General features: G+C 26.8%; 14 protein-coding genes, 1 pseudogene and 1 other annotated feature. All 15 genes and pseudogenes read right to left on the bottom strand.

The genetic code is table 11. The features are described from left to right. Positions 1–93: 93 nt before the first annotated feature. The 15 genes and pseudogenes from NSA23_RS15075 to NSA23_RS15005 all read right to left on the bottom strand — a co-directional run bounded on the left by NSA23_RS15075 (position 94) and on the right by NSA23_RS15005 (position 19,130). Positions 94–738 carry an ABC-2 transporter permease gene (locus NSA23_RS15075; protein WP_042682441.1) on the bottom strand — a complete coding sequence of 215 codons (645 nt, stop codon included), beginning with the start codon at positions 736–738 and terminating at the stop codon, positions 94–96. Beyond that, on the bottom strand, positions 722–1,597 hold the full coding sequence (locus NSA23_RS15070; protein WP_042682443.1) for an ABC transporter ATP-binding protein: 876 nt from the start codon (positions 1,595–1,597) through the stop codon (positions 722–724). The genes NSA23_RS15075 and NSA23_RS15070 overlap by 17 nt, the downstream gene beginning before the upstream one ends. Before the next feature lie 188 nt (positions 1,598–1,785). Beyond that, complete coding sequence (locus NSA23_RS15065; protein ID WP_257490730.1) at positions 1,786–3,132, bottom strand: PqqD family peptide modification chaperone; 1,347 nt, start codon at positions 3,130–3,132, stop codon at positions 1,786–1,788. Between the two features lie 265 nt (positions 3,133–3,397). Further along, positions 3,398–3,538, bottom strand: coding sequence for a hypothetical protein (locus NSA23_RS15060; RefSeq protein WP_187116677.1), 141 nt, complete (start codon positions 3,536–3,538; stop codon positions 3,398–3,400). A gap of 1,117 nt (positions 3,539–4,655) precedes the next feature. After that, positions 4,656–5,874 (bottom strand): annotated as a pseudogene (locus NSA23_RS15055) (IS256 family transposase). A gap of 145 nt (positions 5,875–6,019) precedes the next feature. Then, complete coding sequence (locus NSA23_RS15050) at positions 6,020–6,205, bottom strand: hypothetical protein (RefSeq protein WP_042682455.1); 186 nt, start codon at positions 6,203–6,205, stop codon at positions 6,020–6,022. Positions 6,206–6,332: 127 nt separating this feature from the next. Beyond that, positions 6,333–6,653 carry a hypothetical protein gene (locus tag NSA23_RS15045; protein WP_042682458.1) on the bottom strand — a complete coding sequence of 107 codons (321 nt, stop codon included), beginning with the start codon at positions 6,651–6,653 and terminating at the stop codon, positions 6,333–6,335. 572 nt (positions 6,654–7,225) lie between these two features. After that, positions 7,226–8,116 (bottom strand): IS3 family transposase, encoded by an 891-nt coding sequence (locus NSA23_RS15040; protein WP_042682460.1) that lies wholly within the window; start codon positions 8,114–8,116, stop codon positions 7,226–7,228. Next, entirely contained in the window at positions 8,104–8,808 is a 705-nt protein-coding gene (locus tag NSA23_RS15035; RefSeq protein ID WP_042682463.1) for a helix-turn-helix domain-containing protein, read from the bottom strand. The genes NSA23_RS15040 and NSA23_RS15035 overlap by 13 nt, the downstream gene beginning before the upstream one ends. A 758-nt stretch (positions 8,809–9,566) precedes the next feature. Further along, positions 9,567–9,854: a hypothetical protein gene (locus NSA23_RS15030; RefSeq protein ID WP_042682466.1), complete on the bottom strand. Its 288-nt coding sequence runs from the start codon at positions 9,852–9,854 to the stop codon at positions 9,567–9,569. Next, positions 9,839–10,519 (bottom strand): VanZ family protein, encoded by a 681-nt coding sequence (locus tag NSA23_RS15025; RefSeq protein WP_050069834.1) that lies wholly within the window; start codon positions 10,517–10,519, stop codon positions 9,839–9,841. The genes NSA23_RS15030 and NSA23_RS15025 overlap by 16 nt, the downstream gene beginning before the upstream one ends. A gap of 222 nt (positions 10,520–10,741) precedes the next feature. Further along, positions 10,742–12,457 carry an ABC transporter ATP-binding protein gene (locus NSA23_RS15020; RefSeq protein WP_075052129.1) on the bottom strand — a complete coding sequence of 572 codons (1,716 nt, stop codon included), beginning with the start codon at positions 12,455–12,457 and terminating at the stop codon, positions 10,742–10,744. A gap of 556 nt (positions 12,458–13,013) precedes the next feature. Beyond that, positions 13,014–14,522, bottom strand: coding sequence for a gluzincin family metallopeptidase (locus NSA23_RS15015; protein WP_042682468.1), 1,509 nt, complete (start codon positions 14,520–14,522; stop codon positions 13,014–13,016). 163 nt (positions 14,523–14,685) lie between these two features. Beyond that, complete coding sequence (ileS, locus tag NSA23_RS15010) at positions 14,686–17,790, bottom strand: isoleucine--tRNA ligase (RefSeq protein ID WP_042682471.1); 3,105 nt, start codon at positions 17,788–17,790, stop codon at positions 14,686–14,688. Positions 17,791–17,869: 79 nt separating this feature from the next. Then, positions 17,870–18,082, bottom strand: a binding site (T-box leader). A gap of 58 nt (positions 18,083–18,140) precedes the next feature. Further along, entirely contained in the window at positions 18,141–19,130 is a 990-nt protein-coding gene (locus tag NSA23_RS15005; RefSeq protein ID WP_042682473.1) for a lipoate--protein ligase, read from the bottom strand. Positions 19,131–19,230 lie beyond the last annotated feature (100 nt).

The raw sequence follows: 19,230 nt of genomic DNA, 5'->3' as shown, positions 1-19,230 counted from the left end.
ATGACCTTAATAACTTTATAATTTATAACAAAAAACTATAATAATTGTTAAGAACATAGAACTTTATTTTAAAACGACTATGTTGTCAATTTTTTATGATATTTCTTTTTTATATAATATTATCTTAGATAATAAAAATGAAATTGACATCATAACTATAGTCAAAAATATTATAATTGAAACAATTGTACTCAATCTTAATCTTAATATAAAATCAAAATTATAATTAATGTCTAACGAATTTAATATTAATGGAATTATTGTTGGTATAAATATAAAAATCATAAGAATATATTTAGTATTATACACTCCAAATTTATATGCTGCTGGTATAATTATCGATCCATACGCAATAGCATAAAAAAATCCTAATAATGAATATATTAAAATAAACGGCTCCGCTATTAAACCTTTTTTTTCTGCCCAAAAACCTAGTAATAACAAAATTACACTTGATAATAATGCAGTCAGTATTAATAATATATATTTACTACCAGCTTCTCTTGAGCTCGATATAGGCATAGCAGTTAAATTTCTATTCCATTTTTCTGATTCATCTATATTCATAGTTTGGGATACCTGAGATGCTAAAATCATTGATACCATAATAGAAAATATGGGCATTATAAAATTAGGATTTTGTGTAGCTGCAAAAATAGGTGGTATCAATGCGAATATTTGTATAGCTTTGAAATTCTTAATTATTAAATAAAAATCTTTTTTAAGTAGCCCTATCATAATTCCTATCTCCTTTTATATATGCTAACATAATATCATCTAAATTAGGTGTTTTTACATCAACTAAACCTTTATAATTACTAATATTCTCCTTATTATTAATTAATACATGATATTTTCCATTCTGCAAATACGATGTTACAATGTTTTCTTTTTTTATAATGTTATAATTATTTTTTGAACACTCTACTATCTTATATTTTTTTTTCAATATATCCATAGGTTCATAAAAAACTAATTTTCCTTTATGTAAAAATGCTACTTTATCTGCAATTTTATCAAGATCACTTGTTATATGTGTTGAAAAAATAACTGTAGTTTTTTTATTTAATACACTTCTTTGTAAAATTGTAAGAATATCATCTCTTATTACAGGATCTAGTCCTGATGTAACTTCGTCTAATATCAATAATTTTGGATTGTGTGATAATGCTACTGCAAGCATTAGCTTTTTTTTCATACCTTTTGACATTTCATTAACTTCTATTACTTCTGATATTTTCAAATCTTTTAATAACTTGAAAAATGTTTCAGAACACCATTTCGAATATATATATTTCATTATATTATTTATTTCTTTAGGGTTTAAACAAGAATGAAAGCAACATTCATCAACAACAAATCCTATATTTTGTTTTATTTTCATTTCATTTTTATTATATTTCATATCAAATATTCTAATTTCTCCGCTTTCTAAGTGTAATTGATTAAGCAATAAACTAATTAAAGTTGTTTTTCCTGCTCCATTTTCTCCTATTAAACCTATAATTTCCCCATAAGGCAGTTCCATATTAATAGAGTCCAGTTTAAAATTAGGATATGACTTTGTTAAGTTTTTTATTTCCACTATATTTTTCATTTAAATCCTCCTAACACATCTCCAATTTACAATTTTATTAAAAATTGATGAATTTAATTTATATATGGTATAATGTTTTTCTTGAAAAATAAATGCCTACAGGAAATAGTGAAATCCTTATACAAGAATTGAATTAGCGTATCAGACATTGTGCTATTTATATATATTAGTTTATAGAACCAATATTTCTAATTAAAACATTCTTTTAATATTGGATTTATTTTATTATACCAATTACATTGCCCTTCTACTCTTTTTGAACCAATTAATCCTCTCAATGTACAATAATTACAAAATAGCTTTTCACTACAATCAATGCAATCTTCAGAATCTTTATTGGGTGCTTTAAGTGTTCTTAATTCGTTAAAAAAATCAATGTTCTCATCATATACTGCTTTAACACTTTTATTTAATACATTCCCTAATTTTAAGTTAAAATATTCTCCCGTATCCATATTACAAAGTTTTAAATCGCCATTAACTGCTATACTACTTTGTGTTATTAATGCACCGCAATTAATTTTTGGCTTTGGAGACTCTAATATGAAATTAGGATATCTTTTATGTATCTCTTCTATAGAATCTTGTAACTGTTTAATATTTTCCATATCATTTATATGAAGATTATCAAACTCATCGATATTTGTTGCTCTTCCTAATGATACAACTGTTGAAGGAGCATATAACTTAACTCCATTATTAAATGCCCATTCTCCTATTTCTATAACTTCATTAATATTATTAGGTGTAAATATAGATGTAACTCTAACCTTTATATCATTTTCTATCAACTTTTTAATATTGTTTTTAACTTTTTTTAAATTATTCTTAGAATTTGTAAACCAATCAAAATATTCTTCTTTAAAACTGTGTAAACTTACTTGCACAAAAAGTTTATTCTTTATCGCTATCATAGATTCTAACAATTCATCACTTAAGTATACTCCATTGGTCAAAAACATAACAGTCGGTATACTTATTTCATCTATTTTTTTTAGGACTTTTGCAATATGTGGATAAATAGAAGGCTCTCCACCAGTTATTTCTACTGTATGTGCTCCTATTTCCTCTAATGATTTTAATATAAACTCAACTTCTTCTAAAGACATTTCTTTTTCTCCATTTATATCAAATTCTCCATAACAATGCTTACACTTTAAATTACATTTCTCTGTAAGTTGTAAATTAACTACGCTTGGATATATATTTTCATATTGTCTAATCAAATAATTATGTGGTGTAGAATCTTTCTGTTGCTTTATGTTAAATCCATATTGTATTAATTGGCTTAAAAAAGTATTTACTTTTTCTTCCATTGACATTGGTTTTTCCTTATATTTTCGACTCAAATGGTTTATAATATCAGTATATGTATTAGTACCATTATACAATGATATTATCTCTAATGCCGTATCATTTAATAAATATCGTTTCTCTGGTCTATCTATTGTTTCGGGAACATATATATAATATATCTCGGATTGTGGCATTGTGTATTTTGATATTTTAGGTAATGGATCTAAATACAATTTCATAAAAATACCTCCTTGTATAATATCGTAGTATCAAATTCGATTTGTTTAAACCCAAACTAAAATTTTCAAACATTATTCACTTACATTCGTAGAATAGTATTGTCATTCGAAAAATGATAAATATTATTTGTGACATCTTTTAAGATAATAAAACTTATATATCTAACATTAGTATTTATACTGTAAATCAATTTAAATCTAATATCTATATTTTGTTTAAGTATAAATATGGATTCATTAAAATGAATCCATATTTATACTTGCTTTACCAATCTGCAAGACTTGATGTTGACATTAAACTAACTGCTCCTACCACTGCAGGAGTTGTCCCACATGTTCCACAGGAGAAACAAGATACACATGCTGCACATCCAGCTCCATCAGTTCCTATAGTTGGTGTATTCACTCACCACACCCCCTTTTCTTTTAATTTTTGATTAAAATGTAACTAAATATTACCATCTATTTCTTATAAAGCCAATACCCCCTGAAACCTTCTTTTACTACTATATTCGGGGTGGTATATGACTTTAAAAGACATGTTTAAAAAAGCTATTAATTTAATAACTTCTTTTGAAAAATAGATTTCAAACTCTATATTCATAATAAATTACTTCGTAAAATTTGAATAATATTTTTTATCTGGAAAATAAAGAACTTAAACCATTCGTATACTAACGAATAAAAGAAACAAAATATTTATCACAAAAGTAGGTTAAATCAATTTGATTATATTGAATGGTATCTAGGGTAATAGAAATATGAACTATTACTTTTTCCTCTGTCCTTCTTTTAAAATATCTTTTTATTTTTAAAGAAGGATATACATATAATAACTGAAAGATATATTTATTAAGTACTTTAATATATATATTCTACTTAAACTCTAGAATACCTTCCTAATTAATAAACATTCGTAATACAATTATAGACATACTTTTAGTTAATAAAAGATTTTTCTTGAAAATCAATAAATATATATATATTTATTTTTAAGACTTATGATTATTTTTTAAGGCTAACTAAAATCTTAAATAACAAAAATTTTTCTGTAAAGAATACAAAGATTTATATATATTAAAAATTATAGAAAGATATGTTCAAGGAAGAAAAATTGAAGAGCCAAAGTTTTAAAGAAATACTTTTGAGAATGAAAAGTTCCTAACATTCAAAAATGCTAGGAACTTTTTTTAAATAAATTATGCCATAAAAAGTTAATAAGAGTATGAAAACTAGCACTTGAGATTAAAGAATTAGTTTTTATATATGGCTTAAGTCTGTAAATTAGTTTGTGCTTTTAATCTAAGAGTGATAGCTCTTTTCTAACAAGAAATATTAAACTAGATATAAATGTTAAACTTATATCTTGGTTTTAGTTTGCCAAAGTGTTAGGATAATATACATAAAATCTTATAACTTTGACAATAATTCCTATAATGGATAAGTGGGCTTAATAAGTAAGAATTAATGCTTTATTTTCTACTTATTAAACAGTTAATTTTCAATTAAGCTATAAATCTATTTTAGAGGTAAGGTTCTATCCTTCTTTTAAAATAGATAGTTAATTGATTGAGGATATAATCCCAATTTTTATAGCGTCTATTCCACTTTCTCATTACATTTTGACTTGCTAGATAAATCATCTTTTCTAAAAATTGATTCGAGGGAAAGACTGATTTAGTCTTTGTAATCTTTCTAATTTATCTATGCAAGCTTTCTATAATATTTGTTGTATACATGATGGTTCTAACTTCATTAGGGAACTTGAAGAATGAGGATAATACATCCCAATTCATATCCCAACTTTTAATTGCAAATGGATATTTGATGTTCCACTTTTCTTCAAGCTCCTCTAATGCTTCATATGCAATCTCTTCATTGATAGCTGTATAAACTGCCTTAAAATCTCTTGCAAACTCTTTTTTTATCTTTATAGCTAACATATTTAAAAGAATTTCTAAGCTGATGAATTATACATCTTTGTATTTCAGCCTTAGGGTAGGCAGTTTAAATGGCTTCTTTAGGACCTGTTAATTCATCAGCACTAAATATCAATGCATCTTCTAACCCTCTATTTTTCAGTTCATTAGGTACTCCTAACCAGAACTTCGAAGATTCACTTTTACTTATCCAAATACCCAATATATCTTTAAATCCATCTAAATCAACCCCTAGTACTACATAAGCTGCCTTATTTTTAACTTGACCATCCTCTCTAACTTTGTAATGTATTGCATCCATAAAGACAAAAGGATATATTGGTCTTAAAGGCCTGGTTTAACATTCTTTTATTTCAAGAATTAACCTATCGATTATTTTACTAACCATTTCAGCAGACATTTCAATTCCATAAATATCTTTAATTTGGTCATGTATATCCCTTGTAGATATTCCTCTGGCATAAAGAGAAATCACCTTTTGTTCTATCCCAGATATATTTCTTTTATTTTTAGGTACAACTACTGGTTCAAATTCACCATTTCTATCCCTTGGTATATCTACATCCATCTCTCCAAACTGAGTTTTTACAGTTTTTTGTGAATATCCATTTCTACGATTATCAGTTTGTTTATTCTTTTTATCCCCTTTAGAATATCCTAATTCTACTTCAAGTTCTGCCTCTAACATCTCTTGTAAAGCATCTTTAAAAATCTCTTTTAAATATGAATGAAGGTCTCCTGCTCTCTTCAAATTTTCATCATTAATCATTTCTCTTAAAACTTCTTTTGGTAATATATTCATAAAAATGCTCCTTTCTGGTTTTTATTATTATCTTAATTCTTGCCAGAAAAGAGCATTTATTTTTCACTTGAGCACAGATTTATTTACACTACCATAAAATCCACGATTAAAAAATCGTGGATTTTATTATTTAAATTAAATTAGTTTATTTTTGCCAATTAAAATTTTTAGAAAACATACCTTTTTCTAGAGAATATTTGAAGTTAGCATCTGCTACATTGCTATAGTATCTAATTGTACCTTTGATTAAGATATAATAATCTACTTGAGTTCGACCACTAACAGTTAGAACTCCATTTTTTGCGTTAGCACTACTTCTACTATTTGACAAACTTACATTGCGAGTGTTTCCATATAAACTCCAACCATGATCACGTGCTCTTTCTATTCCATAGAAAGAACCTTTTGCATAATATTCATAAGTACAAGATAGAGTAAGTTTTGTATTGGCTACTGGTCTAAATTTGTTGGAAAGAGAAACAGTATCTATATATGTTGTTACTTCTACTCAAGGATGTTTTTGGATTTATTTTGTAAGATGTTTCTAAATTAGAATTTTCAAAATCTTTTTCCATACTATTTAGTGATTCCATTACTTTATCTAATTCTTCAATAGAATTTACTTCTATTGGTACAACACCTTCTGGTAACTCCTCTGCTTCTTTGAAACCGTAACTATCAGCTTTTTTTAATAAATCGTTTTCATTTTCTGCATAGCTTGTTATTCCAAAGCTACTGCAAAGTAAAATAATAGATAAAACAATACTTAATTTTTTCATGTGTATCCCCCTTTATTATTTAAATTAAAATATTAAACACATGTTTAATATTTTATTCTCTATTTTATTTTGCGAAAAATTTTAACTATTACCATAAAAGCAACTAAACATATAATAATAGTTAAAACTAAACTTTTTATCATTGGGATAAGGTTAGGTATAGCTTTTATTATAGTTTCTATAATATCATCTCCTTAAATAATATTAGTTTTAATATAACATTATTTATGTGTAATGTAAAATTTTTCCCAAAATAGATTTTTATCTATATTGAATTATCACAATGTTAACTTGTTTTTAATATTAAAAGGTAGAATAGGAAATGATACAAGAGATACACCGGAACCATTTTAAAGAGACTCATTTGTAGGTAGGTGTACAGACCTACCTACATTACTTTTTTGTGCCTGGATTATTTAATCGTTTATTTAGAAAACAAACTAAGTTCAATTAAAAAATAATAACAGTGAGATTAAGAATGCTTAGCAAATCTAAAAAACTAAAAACAGAAAAAGAAGCTTATTAAATATGAACTGACCCATGTCAAGTAGACAGATAATTTAATTAAAATATTATGCACTTATAGATGCGTGGTTTCGATATTCTAAAGGAGCCATGCATCCTAACTTTTTTTGAAATCTTTTTTCGTTGTAAAATTTAATGTATTCAACTATTTTTTCTATTAATTCTTCAAGAGATTTAAACTTCTTTCCATAAAACATTTCAGATTTTAATATACCAAAGAAACCTTCCATAGGACCATTATCTATACATTTACCAACCCTGGACATACTCTGGGTCATTCCAGCTTCTTCAATCTTGCTTTTAAAGGTATTTCCAGTATACTGAAACCCTCTATCACTGTGAAATATAGGTTTTGCGTCAGGATATTTTTGGGTTGCTTTGTCAAACATTTTAAACACAAGTTGATTATTGTTTTTAAAGGAAAATTCATATTCAATAATACTATTATCATAAAGATCCATGATCGGACTTAAATAAAGCTTTCTATTATCTCCAGAAATTGAAAATTCAGTTACATCTGTAAGCCACTTTTGATTAGGAAACCTAGCAATAAAGTCTCTTGATAGAACATTTTCTTTTATATACTCTGGTTTTATTCTCTTACGATTAACTTTCTTTTTTCTAATCCTAGCTTTAATACCTAAAATATTCATAAGTCTATATATGTATCCTTCAGAGAATGATTTATGGTTTAATTTGTTTATGAACATGGTCATCCTTCTATATCCTAAAATCCCATTGAAGGTTGAGTGATATTCATTAATTAATGAACAAAGTAATTCATCTTGCTTTTCTTTTTCAGGCTTAATCCTATTTCTATATTTGTAGTATGCACTTCTTGAAACTCCTAAAACTTCACATAGCATCATTATTGTATATCCTTTATCCTTAAAAAAATCTATTGTTTTGTATTCTGCTTCCTGTCTTACTTTCGAGATTGAAGTTGTTGTTCGAATTCCTCTTTTTTTTTAAGAACTTTAAGTTCAAATTCTCTTCTTTTTCTTAATGCTTTTTCTTTTTCTAGTTCAAGCTTTAGTTTTTCAACTTCAGTTAAATTGCTTTCATCAATTTCTGACTTTGGCTTTGGTCCACGCTTTTGATATTTTAAAGCTTCTGGTCCTTTGTTTATATATGCCCTTGTCCATTTATATACAAGTGCATAGGTAATTGAATACTTATCAGCTGCATCTTTATAACTCATGTCATTTTCAATAACCCATTTTACTATCTCTAATCTTTCTTCAAATGTGGTTTTTCTTGATTTCATAGTATAGATATCTCCTTTAGGATCATAATCCTTTATTTCTATACCATTATACCATTTATTAACCCAGCTATTAATAACCCCTGCGACAATATTATATTTAGCAGCTAAGTCTGGTAGCGAATATTTGCCTGAGATATATTCTTCTATTACTGATAATTTAAACTCTTTACTATATGAACGATTCTTATTTGATATTTCAAATGCACTAGCCCCATGTTCTTTGTATGTTAGGTACCACCTACGTACAACTTCTTTTGTAGTTCCAATTTTTTTAAAAATATCTCTAAAACTAACTTTTCCTTTTTCATAATCCTTACAAGCTTTAATTTTTACTTCTTTACTGTATTTTGGTTTTCTTCCCATAAAAAAATACCTCCAAGTAGATAGTCTATTTTTAATTAATTAGACTGTCTACTTTGGAAGTATCATATCAAAAAATTCTAGGATCTTCTTTTAATATAAAACTATACTTTAATCCTGTTAAGATAAATGAAATATAGTTTTTATTATAATAAGCAGACAACTCTGCCTTAACTTTATTTGTATTAAATTTTTTTTATCTTTTATTATAATGCTTATTTAGTATATTTGAAGAATCTTTATTTATTTTGTTCCTGATATTTTTTTATATTAGGCTTGTTCTCTAATATATGAGTTAACTTATATATTTTATATAAGCCAGTTATTGTGAAATCTGTATATTTTCCTTTAGATTTGTGTAAAATCAAATATTTTTATCTTATTTCATTTGTTGAAAATATAGATACCTTAATTGTCTCATTATAATTTTTATAATCATAAATTCTTTTACTTATATATGTTCTATTATTAATTTGAATTTGTTCCATAATTAATTCCTCCTTAATCTTCTTTAAAATACAGAGCTATGTATTGCTTAAGGAATATTACCTTAAGCAATATCCTTTATAATAGAAAGATTTCTTTAGCTAAATTTGGGTTCTAAAATTAAACACCTCCTTACTTCTATTAAAAACCTCATGTAAACTATAGTAAATTTTGAATTACACAATCAAAAATATGAATATCTTGAAATAGTGTGGTGTCTTGTTTTATATTAAAAAAAGAGCATTTATTTACACTACCGTAAGCTATCCTAATTCTCAATAGATTGTTATTAATATTTGATTTGCTAATTTAATTTCATTTTTTACTGAATTGTTTATCCAGACACGTACTTTAGGATTTTTGGATTCATTTATTATTTTTAGGATTTCTCTCTTTTGAATTTCGTTATAAGTAGTTTTAACTATATTCGACCTGAATAGTTCTTTTTGATTTTGAATTCTTCCTATGATAATTTTAGTATTGTTATCAACTTTTATGCTTATATTATCCCCACTAGTTTTCTTTTTTCCTGTATTATAAGCAGGATTTAGCCATATATACATAGTATATCTTCATATTTAGTTATATCTCCAAAATAATCTTCTGTACCCTGCTTTCCATAATTCAAGACTTCAATATTTTCTTCGATATAGTTTGTTCCTAAATTTGAAAATAGCAAACTCTTGTCATATACAAAAATTGTTGCAATTCCGCTACCTACCATAATTAATAATATTAAAATTGTTTTATTTAATAATTCAGTTCCTTTTAAGTCAGATGTAAATCTTCTTATAAATACTGCACCTAAGACTCCACCTAAACTATTCAATATAACATCATCTATATCAGTACTTCCTAATCCAAAAATAAATTGTAATAATTCAAATGATACACTTACAGATATAATAAATACTAATATATTCTTTATAGAAAGATCGGGCTTTTTTATACTAAAAATTACACCCATAGGAATAAATATTATTATATTACCTAATATGTTTAATATGACCCTCATTGTGCTAATACTTCCGTCGAGTATCATTTCTACAATAGAGTAAAAAGGAATTAAATTAACACTTCTAAATCCTATATTGGATATTTTATGCAACGAATAAAGCGGAATACCCTTTAAAAGTATTATTTTTACTACTATTAGAAAACAAACTATACTAATACAATTAATTACTAATTTACTTTTCTTGCAACCTCCAAAATTATCTTTTCCCATGTTTCACCATTTTCTTTTTCTTATTATAGTTATTTTTTCAGAATTTATTATTACATAATTGATTTTATTTTTAAATTCTTTATATTCAATATTATCTATTTTCTCTATTATACTGTAATACTCAAAACCATAACAGAAGTATTAAACTCTGTTTCTACTCTTCTTTCCAATAAAAGATCATAAAAGGGTTTGTTTTCGGTAATATTCAAGATAGATCACCTCTTAATGAATATTTTGTAATTCCATAGCTGAATTATTATTTCCAATACTAAACATATAATAAAAATAACCTTTATTCTCTATCAACTTTTCTAAGTTACCAGATTCAATTATTTTTCCATCCTTCATAACCAATATTTCGTTATATTTACTCAATATATTCTCATCCAATTGATGAGTTATAGCTAATATAGTTGCATCTAAATTAATTAATGTACTTTCTATTTCACTTGCCATAACTTTATCTAAAGCGGATGTTGCCTCATCCACAAGTAGAATTTCTGATTCTCTAATCAATGCCCTAGCTATAGCAACTCTTTTTAGTTCTCCACCAGACAACTCTACTCCACCCTCACCAACTATCGTATCTAGACCTTCTTGGTGCATACTTACAGTCTTTGTCAACCCTGATTGTTTTAATGCCTTATTAAGTTGTTCTTCAGTACAATCATTATATAGACAGATATTATTCTTCAGAGTATCTCTAAACATAAATACATTTTGCTGTATTAGGGTCACCTTCTTATAGTAGGACTTTGGATCAAATGATCTAATATTTTCATCATCAAAGATAATCTCTCCTTGATAGTCAGTGATTTGATTCATTAATATCTTTAATAAGGTAGTTTTACCACATCCACTTTCTCCCACTATGGCATATTTCTTACCTTTTTCTAATTTCATACTTATATTTGATATTACGTCTTTTTGATCTTCATATGAATAGGTTAGCCCTTCTATGCTAATTATATTTTTTAATTTAAATTCTTTGTTACCCTGCATTACATCCTGTATATTATTATTAATAAGTTTTTCTTGTATCTTCTCTATAACTTTATCAACAGATTTTATTTTTGTAACATACATAGAAATAGATATAAGTGGATTTACTATATAGTTCATAAGCTGAACAGCAGCAATCATTGACCCAACTGTTATATTACCCTTCATAACAAAGTAACCAGAAATTAATAGATTCATAAAAAATATTGCAAATCCTGACACAATAGATATAGCTCCTTGAAATCCATCGAAGGCATCAGACTTAAACTTTGAAATTTCAGCATCACTATTATCTTTTAAGGTAACAGTACATACTTTTTCCTCAATATTAAACCCTTTAATTACCTCAAACCCTTGAGCAATTTCTTTGATTCGATTAACAAATCTCTCTAAGTCTTCAAGATATTTCCCCTTTAAAGCTTGGTTCTTCTTGATAAATAATTGTGGTATAACCACCGGGATCCATCCGAATGCAATAATTACTAATGTTAGATAAATATTAATACGTAATAATAAAAATAAAGATACTATAAATAATAAAACATCTTTAAAAATACTTATTATACTTTTAAGATAATTATCTTCTATCACTTTAATATCATTATTCAATAATGATATTAGTTCTGAACTAGTTACCCTTTTTTGACTATCAGAACCTATAAAACTCTCAATAATGGATTGTTTATAATCTATCATAACTGCTTTATTTAAAGCTGCACTACTCACTTTTGATGAAGTTTCAAATATGAATACTGATAATAAAAAAAGTATTGAATATACTGCTAAGGTAGCAATATTATAGCTTAATGTTCCAGTTGCGGTATCAACAATTGTTTTAAAAAGTATAGCTTGTAAAGCTTCAACAACTGACACAGCTACAACAAAGACAATATTTACTAGTATTAATAGTTTATGATTTAAGATATTTTTTTTCATTTATATCAACTCCATTGAATAAATTCTCTCATATTTAAATGAATTTATATAACTCAAATACAATGCTTATTCCTCCTTATCTATGTGTTTTTATATTATCTAAATGCCAAAACTTTTTTAGACAAATTTATATTGATTATAACTGATTTATGATAATGTCCTATTATACCAATTTTGATTATGTCCCACATTCATAAAAAATAATGTATAATGAACCTTGTATACTTTTAAAAAATGAGGTAGTTATAGTTAGGAATAAATATTATTATATTACCTAATATGTTTAATATAACCCTGATTATACTAGCACTTCTGTCGAGTATCATTTCTACAATAGAGTAAAAAGTAATTAAGTTAACACTTCTAAATCCTATATTGGACATTTTATGCAACGAGTAAAGCGGAATACTCTTTAAAAGTATTATTTTTACTACTATTAGAAAATAAACTATACTAATACAATTAATTACTAATTTACTTTTCTTACAACCTCCAAAATTATCTTTTCCCATATGCCAATACCCCTCTTATTACAGAATTCTTCTCATATTTATTCCTATTCTAAATACCATTTAAATGAAAACTTTTCTCCACTTATTCTTTCAAATAAGTCTTCATATTTATATAGTCCTGAAGGATTTATTACTTCATCTATCAAGAATTCTCCAAATTCCCTAGGTTTTTCTGTTATGGAGGAAGTACCATATTTTTTATTGAATACTTTCTTCAGCATTTCACAAGTTACATCTCCCATGAAATAATTATGCATATATATTGGATGGGTAGTATGATGAATCCTATATCCAAAAGGAGGTTCTTCATTATAAATTTTGTCATTAAATAATTCCCCAAATACTTTGAAATAAACTTCATGTATATCATCTAAATTTTCTATATTATTCCTATATAGCTCTTGATCAAAAAATATATCCCCTACAAATCTTAAATAATTTAGTTTATCAAATTCTTTCATCTCAACAAATTCATCTTTTACTTCACTACCAAAAAAATTTTTATAAAATATCTCTTCATAGATAAATCCACCAAATAAATTTGCTATTCCTTCAGATATTATTCCGCTAACACCTGCATTAAGAATTCTTTCCTCTGGTTTTAATAAGAATGAATGTATTCCATGTCCTGTTTCATGAAGTAGTACTTCATATTCATGATATTTATTCTTTACATTAGCAAGGATTCTTGAATCTTTTCCTGTTTCAATTGGAAAATTATATCCCCATTCAGATTTATTCTTCCTAGAAAATATATCATAAGTAATATTGTATTTATCTATATCAATTCCAAAATTCAAGAAAAATCTCATTAAAATATTATAATAATTAGACATATCTACTGTAGTATTTAATGAAGGGGCTATTTTTGAACCTATATAATCTTGGTCCCAAGGCATAAGCTCATTTTCATGAATAAACTTTTCTGCATATTCCATTCTTTTATTATTCAATATATCTATATATTTACTTAATTCATCTTTCCAACTATTAAATATACCTGGACTCAATTCATCTATTTTTAATTTATGCTCTACAAAATCATTATCACCATAAGCTTTAGCATATTCTTTTCTCAAATTAATCAATTCAATAAAACCAGCGTCTACTAATGGTTTATTAATTTGATTTCTTGCAAAATAAGCTTTTTTTCTTAAATTTCTGTCTTCTTCATTTGAAAGTATTTGTGTGATTTCTACAGATGTAATTTCCTTTCCTTCAATATTAAATCTAAAAGTATTCAACACCTGAGAAAGCTCATTAGTTTTTTTCTGAATTTCCAAGTTCAACTCATTTAATTCTTTGCTCAAATGATAGGGTTTGAAAGCATTATAAAGTATTTCAACTTTTCTTTTGTCTATTTCATTTAAATCCATATCTAAATATTTACATACTATATAAAAATTTTTCTTGTCTGACATAAAACTATTAAGTTTTTCATAAACCTCATCAATGCCAAAATCATATCCTACAGTATATTGAACCCAACTACGCCTCATTAAATCAACTTGAATTTCTTCTAATTCTTTTGCTAAACTTTCAAGTTTATCCATATATATCCCTCCAAATCAATTTATCTAGACCATATTATACCATATACTATAAAAATATTAGATAAATCCTAATAGATACTTCTACATAGATTCCTGAAATAAAAAAGTAAGGTAGATAACTAGTTATCTACCCTACTTTTTTAAAACCTTTATTTTAAAAATATTATTCTACTTTTTCTAATTTAATTCCCGTTTCGTGTCCGTTTAAATCTTGTTTTTCAAATGAATTTTCTTCAACTTTCTCAATAGATACTGCAAGAGTTTCCTTCTTTATATAGTCTTCATACTCTTGTATAGATTTTTCTATTTCACTATCTCCATTATAATATATATTTATATTATCTAGCATTTCATATCCATTGTTCTTTCTCATCTGTTGAACTTTAGAAATAAATTCTCTTGCATATCCTTCCTTAAGAAGTTCACCAGTTAAAGTAGTATCTAGTATTACAAATAAATTTTTTCCAGTAGATACATTAAACCCTTCTTTGGCTGAAATATTAATAAGGACATAATCTTTTTCTATATCAACTTTTTCTCCATCTAAATCTAATACTAGTTTACCTTCTGCTTCTAATTTTTCCACAGCTTCACGACTGTCTACTTGATTTAGGATTTTAGAGAAGGTTTTAATCTTTGGTCCTAGTACTGGACCTGCAACTTTATAATTTGGCTTTAATGAATAGTCCATAAACTGAGATAAATCTTTTTCAAATACTACATTTTTTACATTAAGCTCTTCTTTTATAAGAGGAACTAAATCATCTATTGTTTCCTCATATTTTCCATCTATTAAAACTTCATTCAATGGTTGACGAACTTTAATTCTTTCATTTTCTCTAGCTGCTCTTCCAAGAGTAACTAATTCTCTTACTAAATCCATTTTCTTTTCAAGTTTAGAATCTATTAATTCCTCATTTGCTACAGGATAATAATCTAAATGTACAGATACTTCTCCTGTTAATTTCCTATATATCTCTTCTGCAGTAAAAGGTACAAATGGTGCTATAGCTTTACTAATTCCTACAAGTATTTCATAAGTAGTACTATAAACCGCTTTCTTATCTCCGTCTAATTCTGTAGCCCAAAATCTTCTTCTTGAACGTCTAATATACCAATTGGATAAATCCTCATTTACAAACTCCTGTATATTTCTTACAGCCTTTGTTAAATCATATTCATCCATGTTCTTTTCTAGATTTTTTAATAGGCTATTATATTTTGAGAGTATCCATCTATCTAATTCTGGTCTATCTTTGTATTCAATATTGAATTCTCTTGGATCTATTCCATCTGTATTAGCATATAGTGTGAAAAAATTATATACATTTCTTATAGTTCTAAAGAATTTACTTTCTACTTCTTTTAATCCTTCTTCATCAAATTTAGTAGGAGTCCATGGTGGTGATACGTAAAGTAAATACCATCTCAAAGTATCTGCTCCATATTTGTCAAATAATTTAAATGGATCTACTGTATTTCCCTTAGATTTAGACATTTTGCTGCCTTCTTTATCTAAAATAAGATCATTAACTAAGACTCGTTTATATGGTGATTTGCCTGTTACAAATGTAGAAATAGCAAGAAGCGAGTAAAACCATCCTCTAGTTTGGTCTATTCCTTCACATATGAAATCTGCTGGAAATAGTTTGTCGAAATTCTCCTTGTTTTCAAATGGATAATGATGCTGTGCAAAAGGCATAGCTCCACTATCAAACCAGACATCTATTACATCTTTTTCCCTAGTCATAGTTCCATTACATTTCTCACATTTTATATGAACATTATCTACATAAGGTCTGTGTAGTTCTACATTTTCATCAATATCCTCTATAGCTTTCTCGCTTAATTCTTTCCTTGATCCTATACTTGTTATATGCCCACATTCGTTACATCTCCAAATATTAAGAGGTGTTCCCCAATATCTACTTCTAGAAATTGCCCAATCATTTAAGTTTTCTAGCCAATTTCCAAATCTTTTTTCCCCTACAAAATCTGGATACCATTCTACATCATTGTTATTTTCAATTAATTTGTCTTTAAGTTTAGTAATTTCAATATACCAACTAGGTTTTGCATAATATAGAAGTGGTGTATGGCATCTCCAGCAATGTGGATAATTATGTGCTACTCTTTGTTTTTTGAAAAGTTTTCCATTGTCTCTCAGCCACTTTATTATATCTGGATCTGCATCCATTACAAATTTACCTTCCCATGGAGTTTCTAAAAATTTACCTTCCTCACTTACTGGATTTAATACTGGAAGGTTATATTTTAACCCTGTATTATAGTCATCTTCACCAAAAGCAGGAGCAGAGTGAACTATTCCTGTACCATCGTCAGTAGTTACATAATCTGCAAGTGTAATAAAGAAAGCTTTTTTATCTGTTTTTACAAAAGGTATAAGTTGCTCATATTCAACATACTCTAAATCTTTTCCCTCTATTTCTTCAAGAACCTCATATTCTCCTTCTCCTAAGACATGGTCCGCTAATGTTTTACTTATATAATATATTTCATCTTCATATTTTACTTTTATATATATTTCTTTTGGATTAACTGTCAATACTACATTACTTGGTAATGTCCATGGTGTAGTGGTCCAAGCTAAGAAATATTCATCTTTATCTTTTCTTTTGAATTTAGCTATTACTGTATCTGTTTTTATTTCTTCATAACCTTGCGCTACTTCATGAGAAGCAAGACCTGTTCCACACCTTGAACAATATGGAAGTATTTTATGTCCTTCATAAATGAGTCCTTCTTTATAAAACTTATCTAATATCCACCATACAGATTCAATATAATCATTTTCTAAAGTAATATAAGGATTGTCTAAATCAATTTCATAAGCCATTCTTCTTGTCATATCACGCCATTGACTCTCATATTTAAAAACTGATTCTCTACATTTTTTATTAAATTTTTCAATTCCATATTCTTCAATATCATGTTTATCTTTTAGCTTTAATTGCTTTTCTACCTCTATTTCAACTGGCAAACCATGAGTATCCCACCCAGCTTTTCTTTTAACCTGATATCCTTCCATTGTTTTATACCTGCAGACAACATCTTTTAATGTTCTAGCCATGACATGATGTATACCTGGTTTTCCATTAGCTGTTGGAGGCCCTTCATAAAATATAAATTGATTGTCATCTTCTCTTGTTTCAACACTTTTTTTCAATAAATTAATTTCGTCCCAATAATCTGATACATCTTGTTCTCTTTTAGCTATTGGAGATTTAGACAGTTCTTCAAAAGTCATATTTATTCATCCTTTCTTTAATTTTTATAATTTATTTAACCTGACAATATTTAAATAAAAAATCCCTAAGTTTAAAAAACCTAGGGACGAAAATATCGCGGTACCACCCAATTTATAAGTACATACCTTATCACTCAAAAATTTTAACGCATAATACGTAGTATCCTATTATACTTTCAGATACTAGACTCCAAGGTGATTTTCATAAAAGACTAGCCATAATCTCTCACCAAAAATGATTATTTCTCTTTAGACTAGTTTCTTCTACTACTTTCCTTATCTTCGCCTTTAAATATTAAATTCTGTTTTGAATAATGATACATCATAATACTTCTATTTGTCAAGTTAATTTAGTCAATAATACAGCTTAATAGTTCTTCCATTGAAATGCCTGAGAAATAATAGTCTATATCTACATCCTTTAAAACATCTTTTATATCATTTTCATTATACTTTATACCTATCAATTTATTTTCTACATTTTCTAAATCTCCATGTCCAAAAAAGTCTCCATAAAATTTAAGTTCTTTAATAACTCCTCTATCTACATCTATGAGAGTCTCCACTTTTCCGCTTTGAAATCTATTAGATTTCCTTATATTAAACTCTGGAGATTCGCCATAGTTCCACTCCCAAGTTCCATATCTTTTTTCCACAAGTTCATTAATATTTTTTAAATCTTCTTCTGATAATTCATATGGGAGTATTTCCTTATCTCCTCCAAACATACGTTTTAATAAAAGATTTTTAAAATCTTCAACAGTAATTTCTTTTTTTAAATGGTCTTTAATATTTGTCACTCTACTTCTTACAGATTTTACACCTTTAGATATGATCTTGTCCTTAGATACCTTTAAAGATTTACCTAAAATATTTAATTCGGTATCAAATAATATAGCACCATGGTGTAGAACTTTACCTTTTTTCATATACTGGGCATTTCCACAAAATTTTTGTCCACCTATCACTATATCATTTCTCCCAGTAAATTCTGCTTTAATTCCCAAATCAGCTAATACATCAATTACTGGCTGAGAAAACGTTTTGAAATCAAAAGTATTTGAGCCCTCGACTTTAGATATAATAGTATAGTTTAGATTTCCCAAATCGTGGTATACAGCACCACCACCTGAAAGTCTTCTTACAACATGTATATTATTTTCTTTAACATATTTAGTATTTATTTCTTCTATAGTATTTTGGTGTTTTCCAACTATGATAGAAGGTTCATTTTGCCACAGCATAAAAATCTCATCATATTCATCTAAATATTCAAAAACGTATTCCTCTAATGCTAAATTAAACTGAGGTTTAGTTGAATCACTTGTAACATATATCATCTGTAAACACCCCCATCTTTTTTACATATTAATAAAATTATAAACCACTCTATAAGAAAAATCAAAATAGCAATTAATTAAAAAATTAAATGAGCCAGGA

The organism is Anaerosalibacter massiliensis, from assembly GCF_024623155.1.
GTDB classification, from domain to species: domain Bacteria; phylum Bacillota; class Clostridia; order Tissierellales; family Sporanaerobacteraceae; genus Anaerosalibacter; species Anaerosalibacter massiliensis.
The sequence above is the reverse complement of the archived record's forward strand: the minus strand, read 5'-3'. Positions and strand labels throughout refer to the sequence as shown.

Coding starts and splice junctions, on each gene's coding strand:
- NSA23_RS15025 (WP_050069834.1), bottom strand. CDS start 10,519: ATGGGAAAAGATAATTTTGGAGGTTGCAAGAAAAGTAAATTAGTAATT.
- NSA23_RS15045 (WP_042682458.1), bottom strand. CDS start 6,653: ATGAAAAAATTAAGTATTGTTTTATCTATTATTTTACTTTGCAGTAGC.
- NSA23_RS15065 (WP_257490730.1), bottom strand. CDS start 3,132: ATGAAATTGTATTTAGATCCATTACCTAAAATATCAAAATACACAATG.
- NSA23_RS15015 (WP_042682468.1), bottom strand. CDS start 14,522: ATGGATAAACTTGAAAGTTTAGCAAAAGAATTAGAAGAAATTCAAGTT.
- NSA23_RS15030 (WP_042682466.1), bottom strand. CDS start 9,854: ATGTATATATGGCTAAATCCTGCTTATAATACAGGAAAAAAGAAAACT.
- ileS (WP_042682471.1), bottom strand. CDS start 17,790: ATGACTTTTGAAGAACTGTCTAAATCTCCAATAGCTAAAAGAGAACAA.
- NSA23_RS15005 (WP_042682473.1), bottom strand. CDS start 19,130: ATGATATATGTTACAAGTGATTCAACTAAACCTCAGTTTAATTTAGCA.
- NSA23_RS15070 (WP_042682443.1), bottom strand. CDS start 1,597: ATGAAAAATATAGTGGAAATAAAAAACTTAACAAAGTCATATCCTAAT.
- NSA23_RS15075 (WP_042682441.1), bottom strand. CDS start 738: ATGATAGGGCTACTTAAAAAAGATTTTTATTTAATAATTAAGAATTTC.
- NSA23_RS15020 (WP_075052129.1), bottom strand. CDS start 12,457: ATGAAAAAAAATATCTTAAATCATAAACTATTAATACTAGTAAATATT.
- NSA23_RS15035 (WP_042682463.1), bottom strand. CDS start 8,808: ATGGGAAGAAAACCAAAATACAGTAAAGAAGTAAAAATTAAAGCTTGT.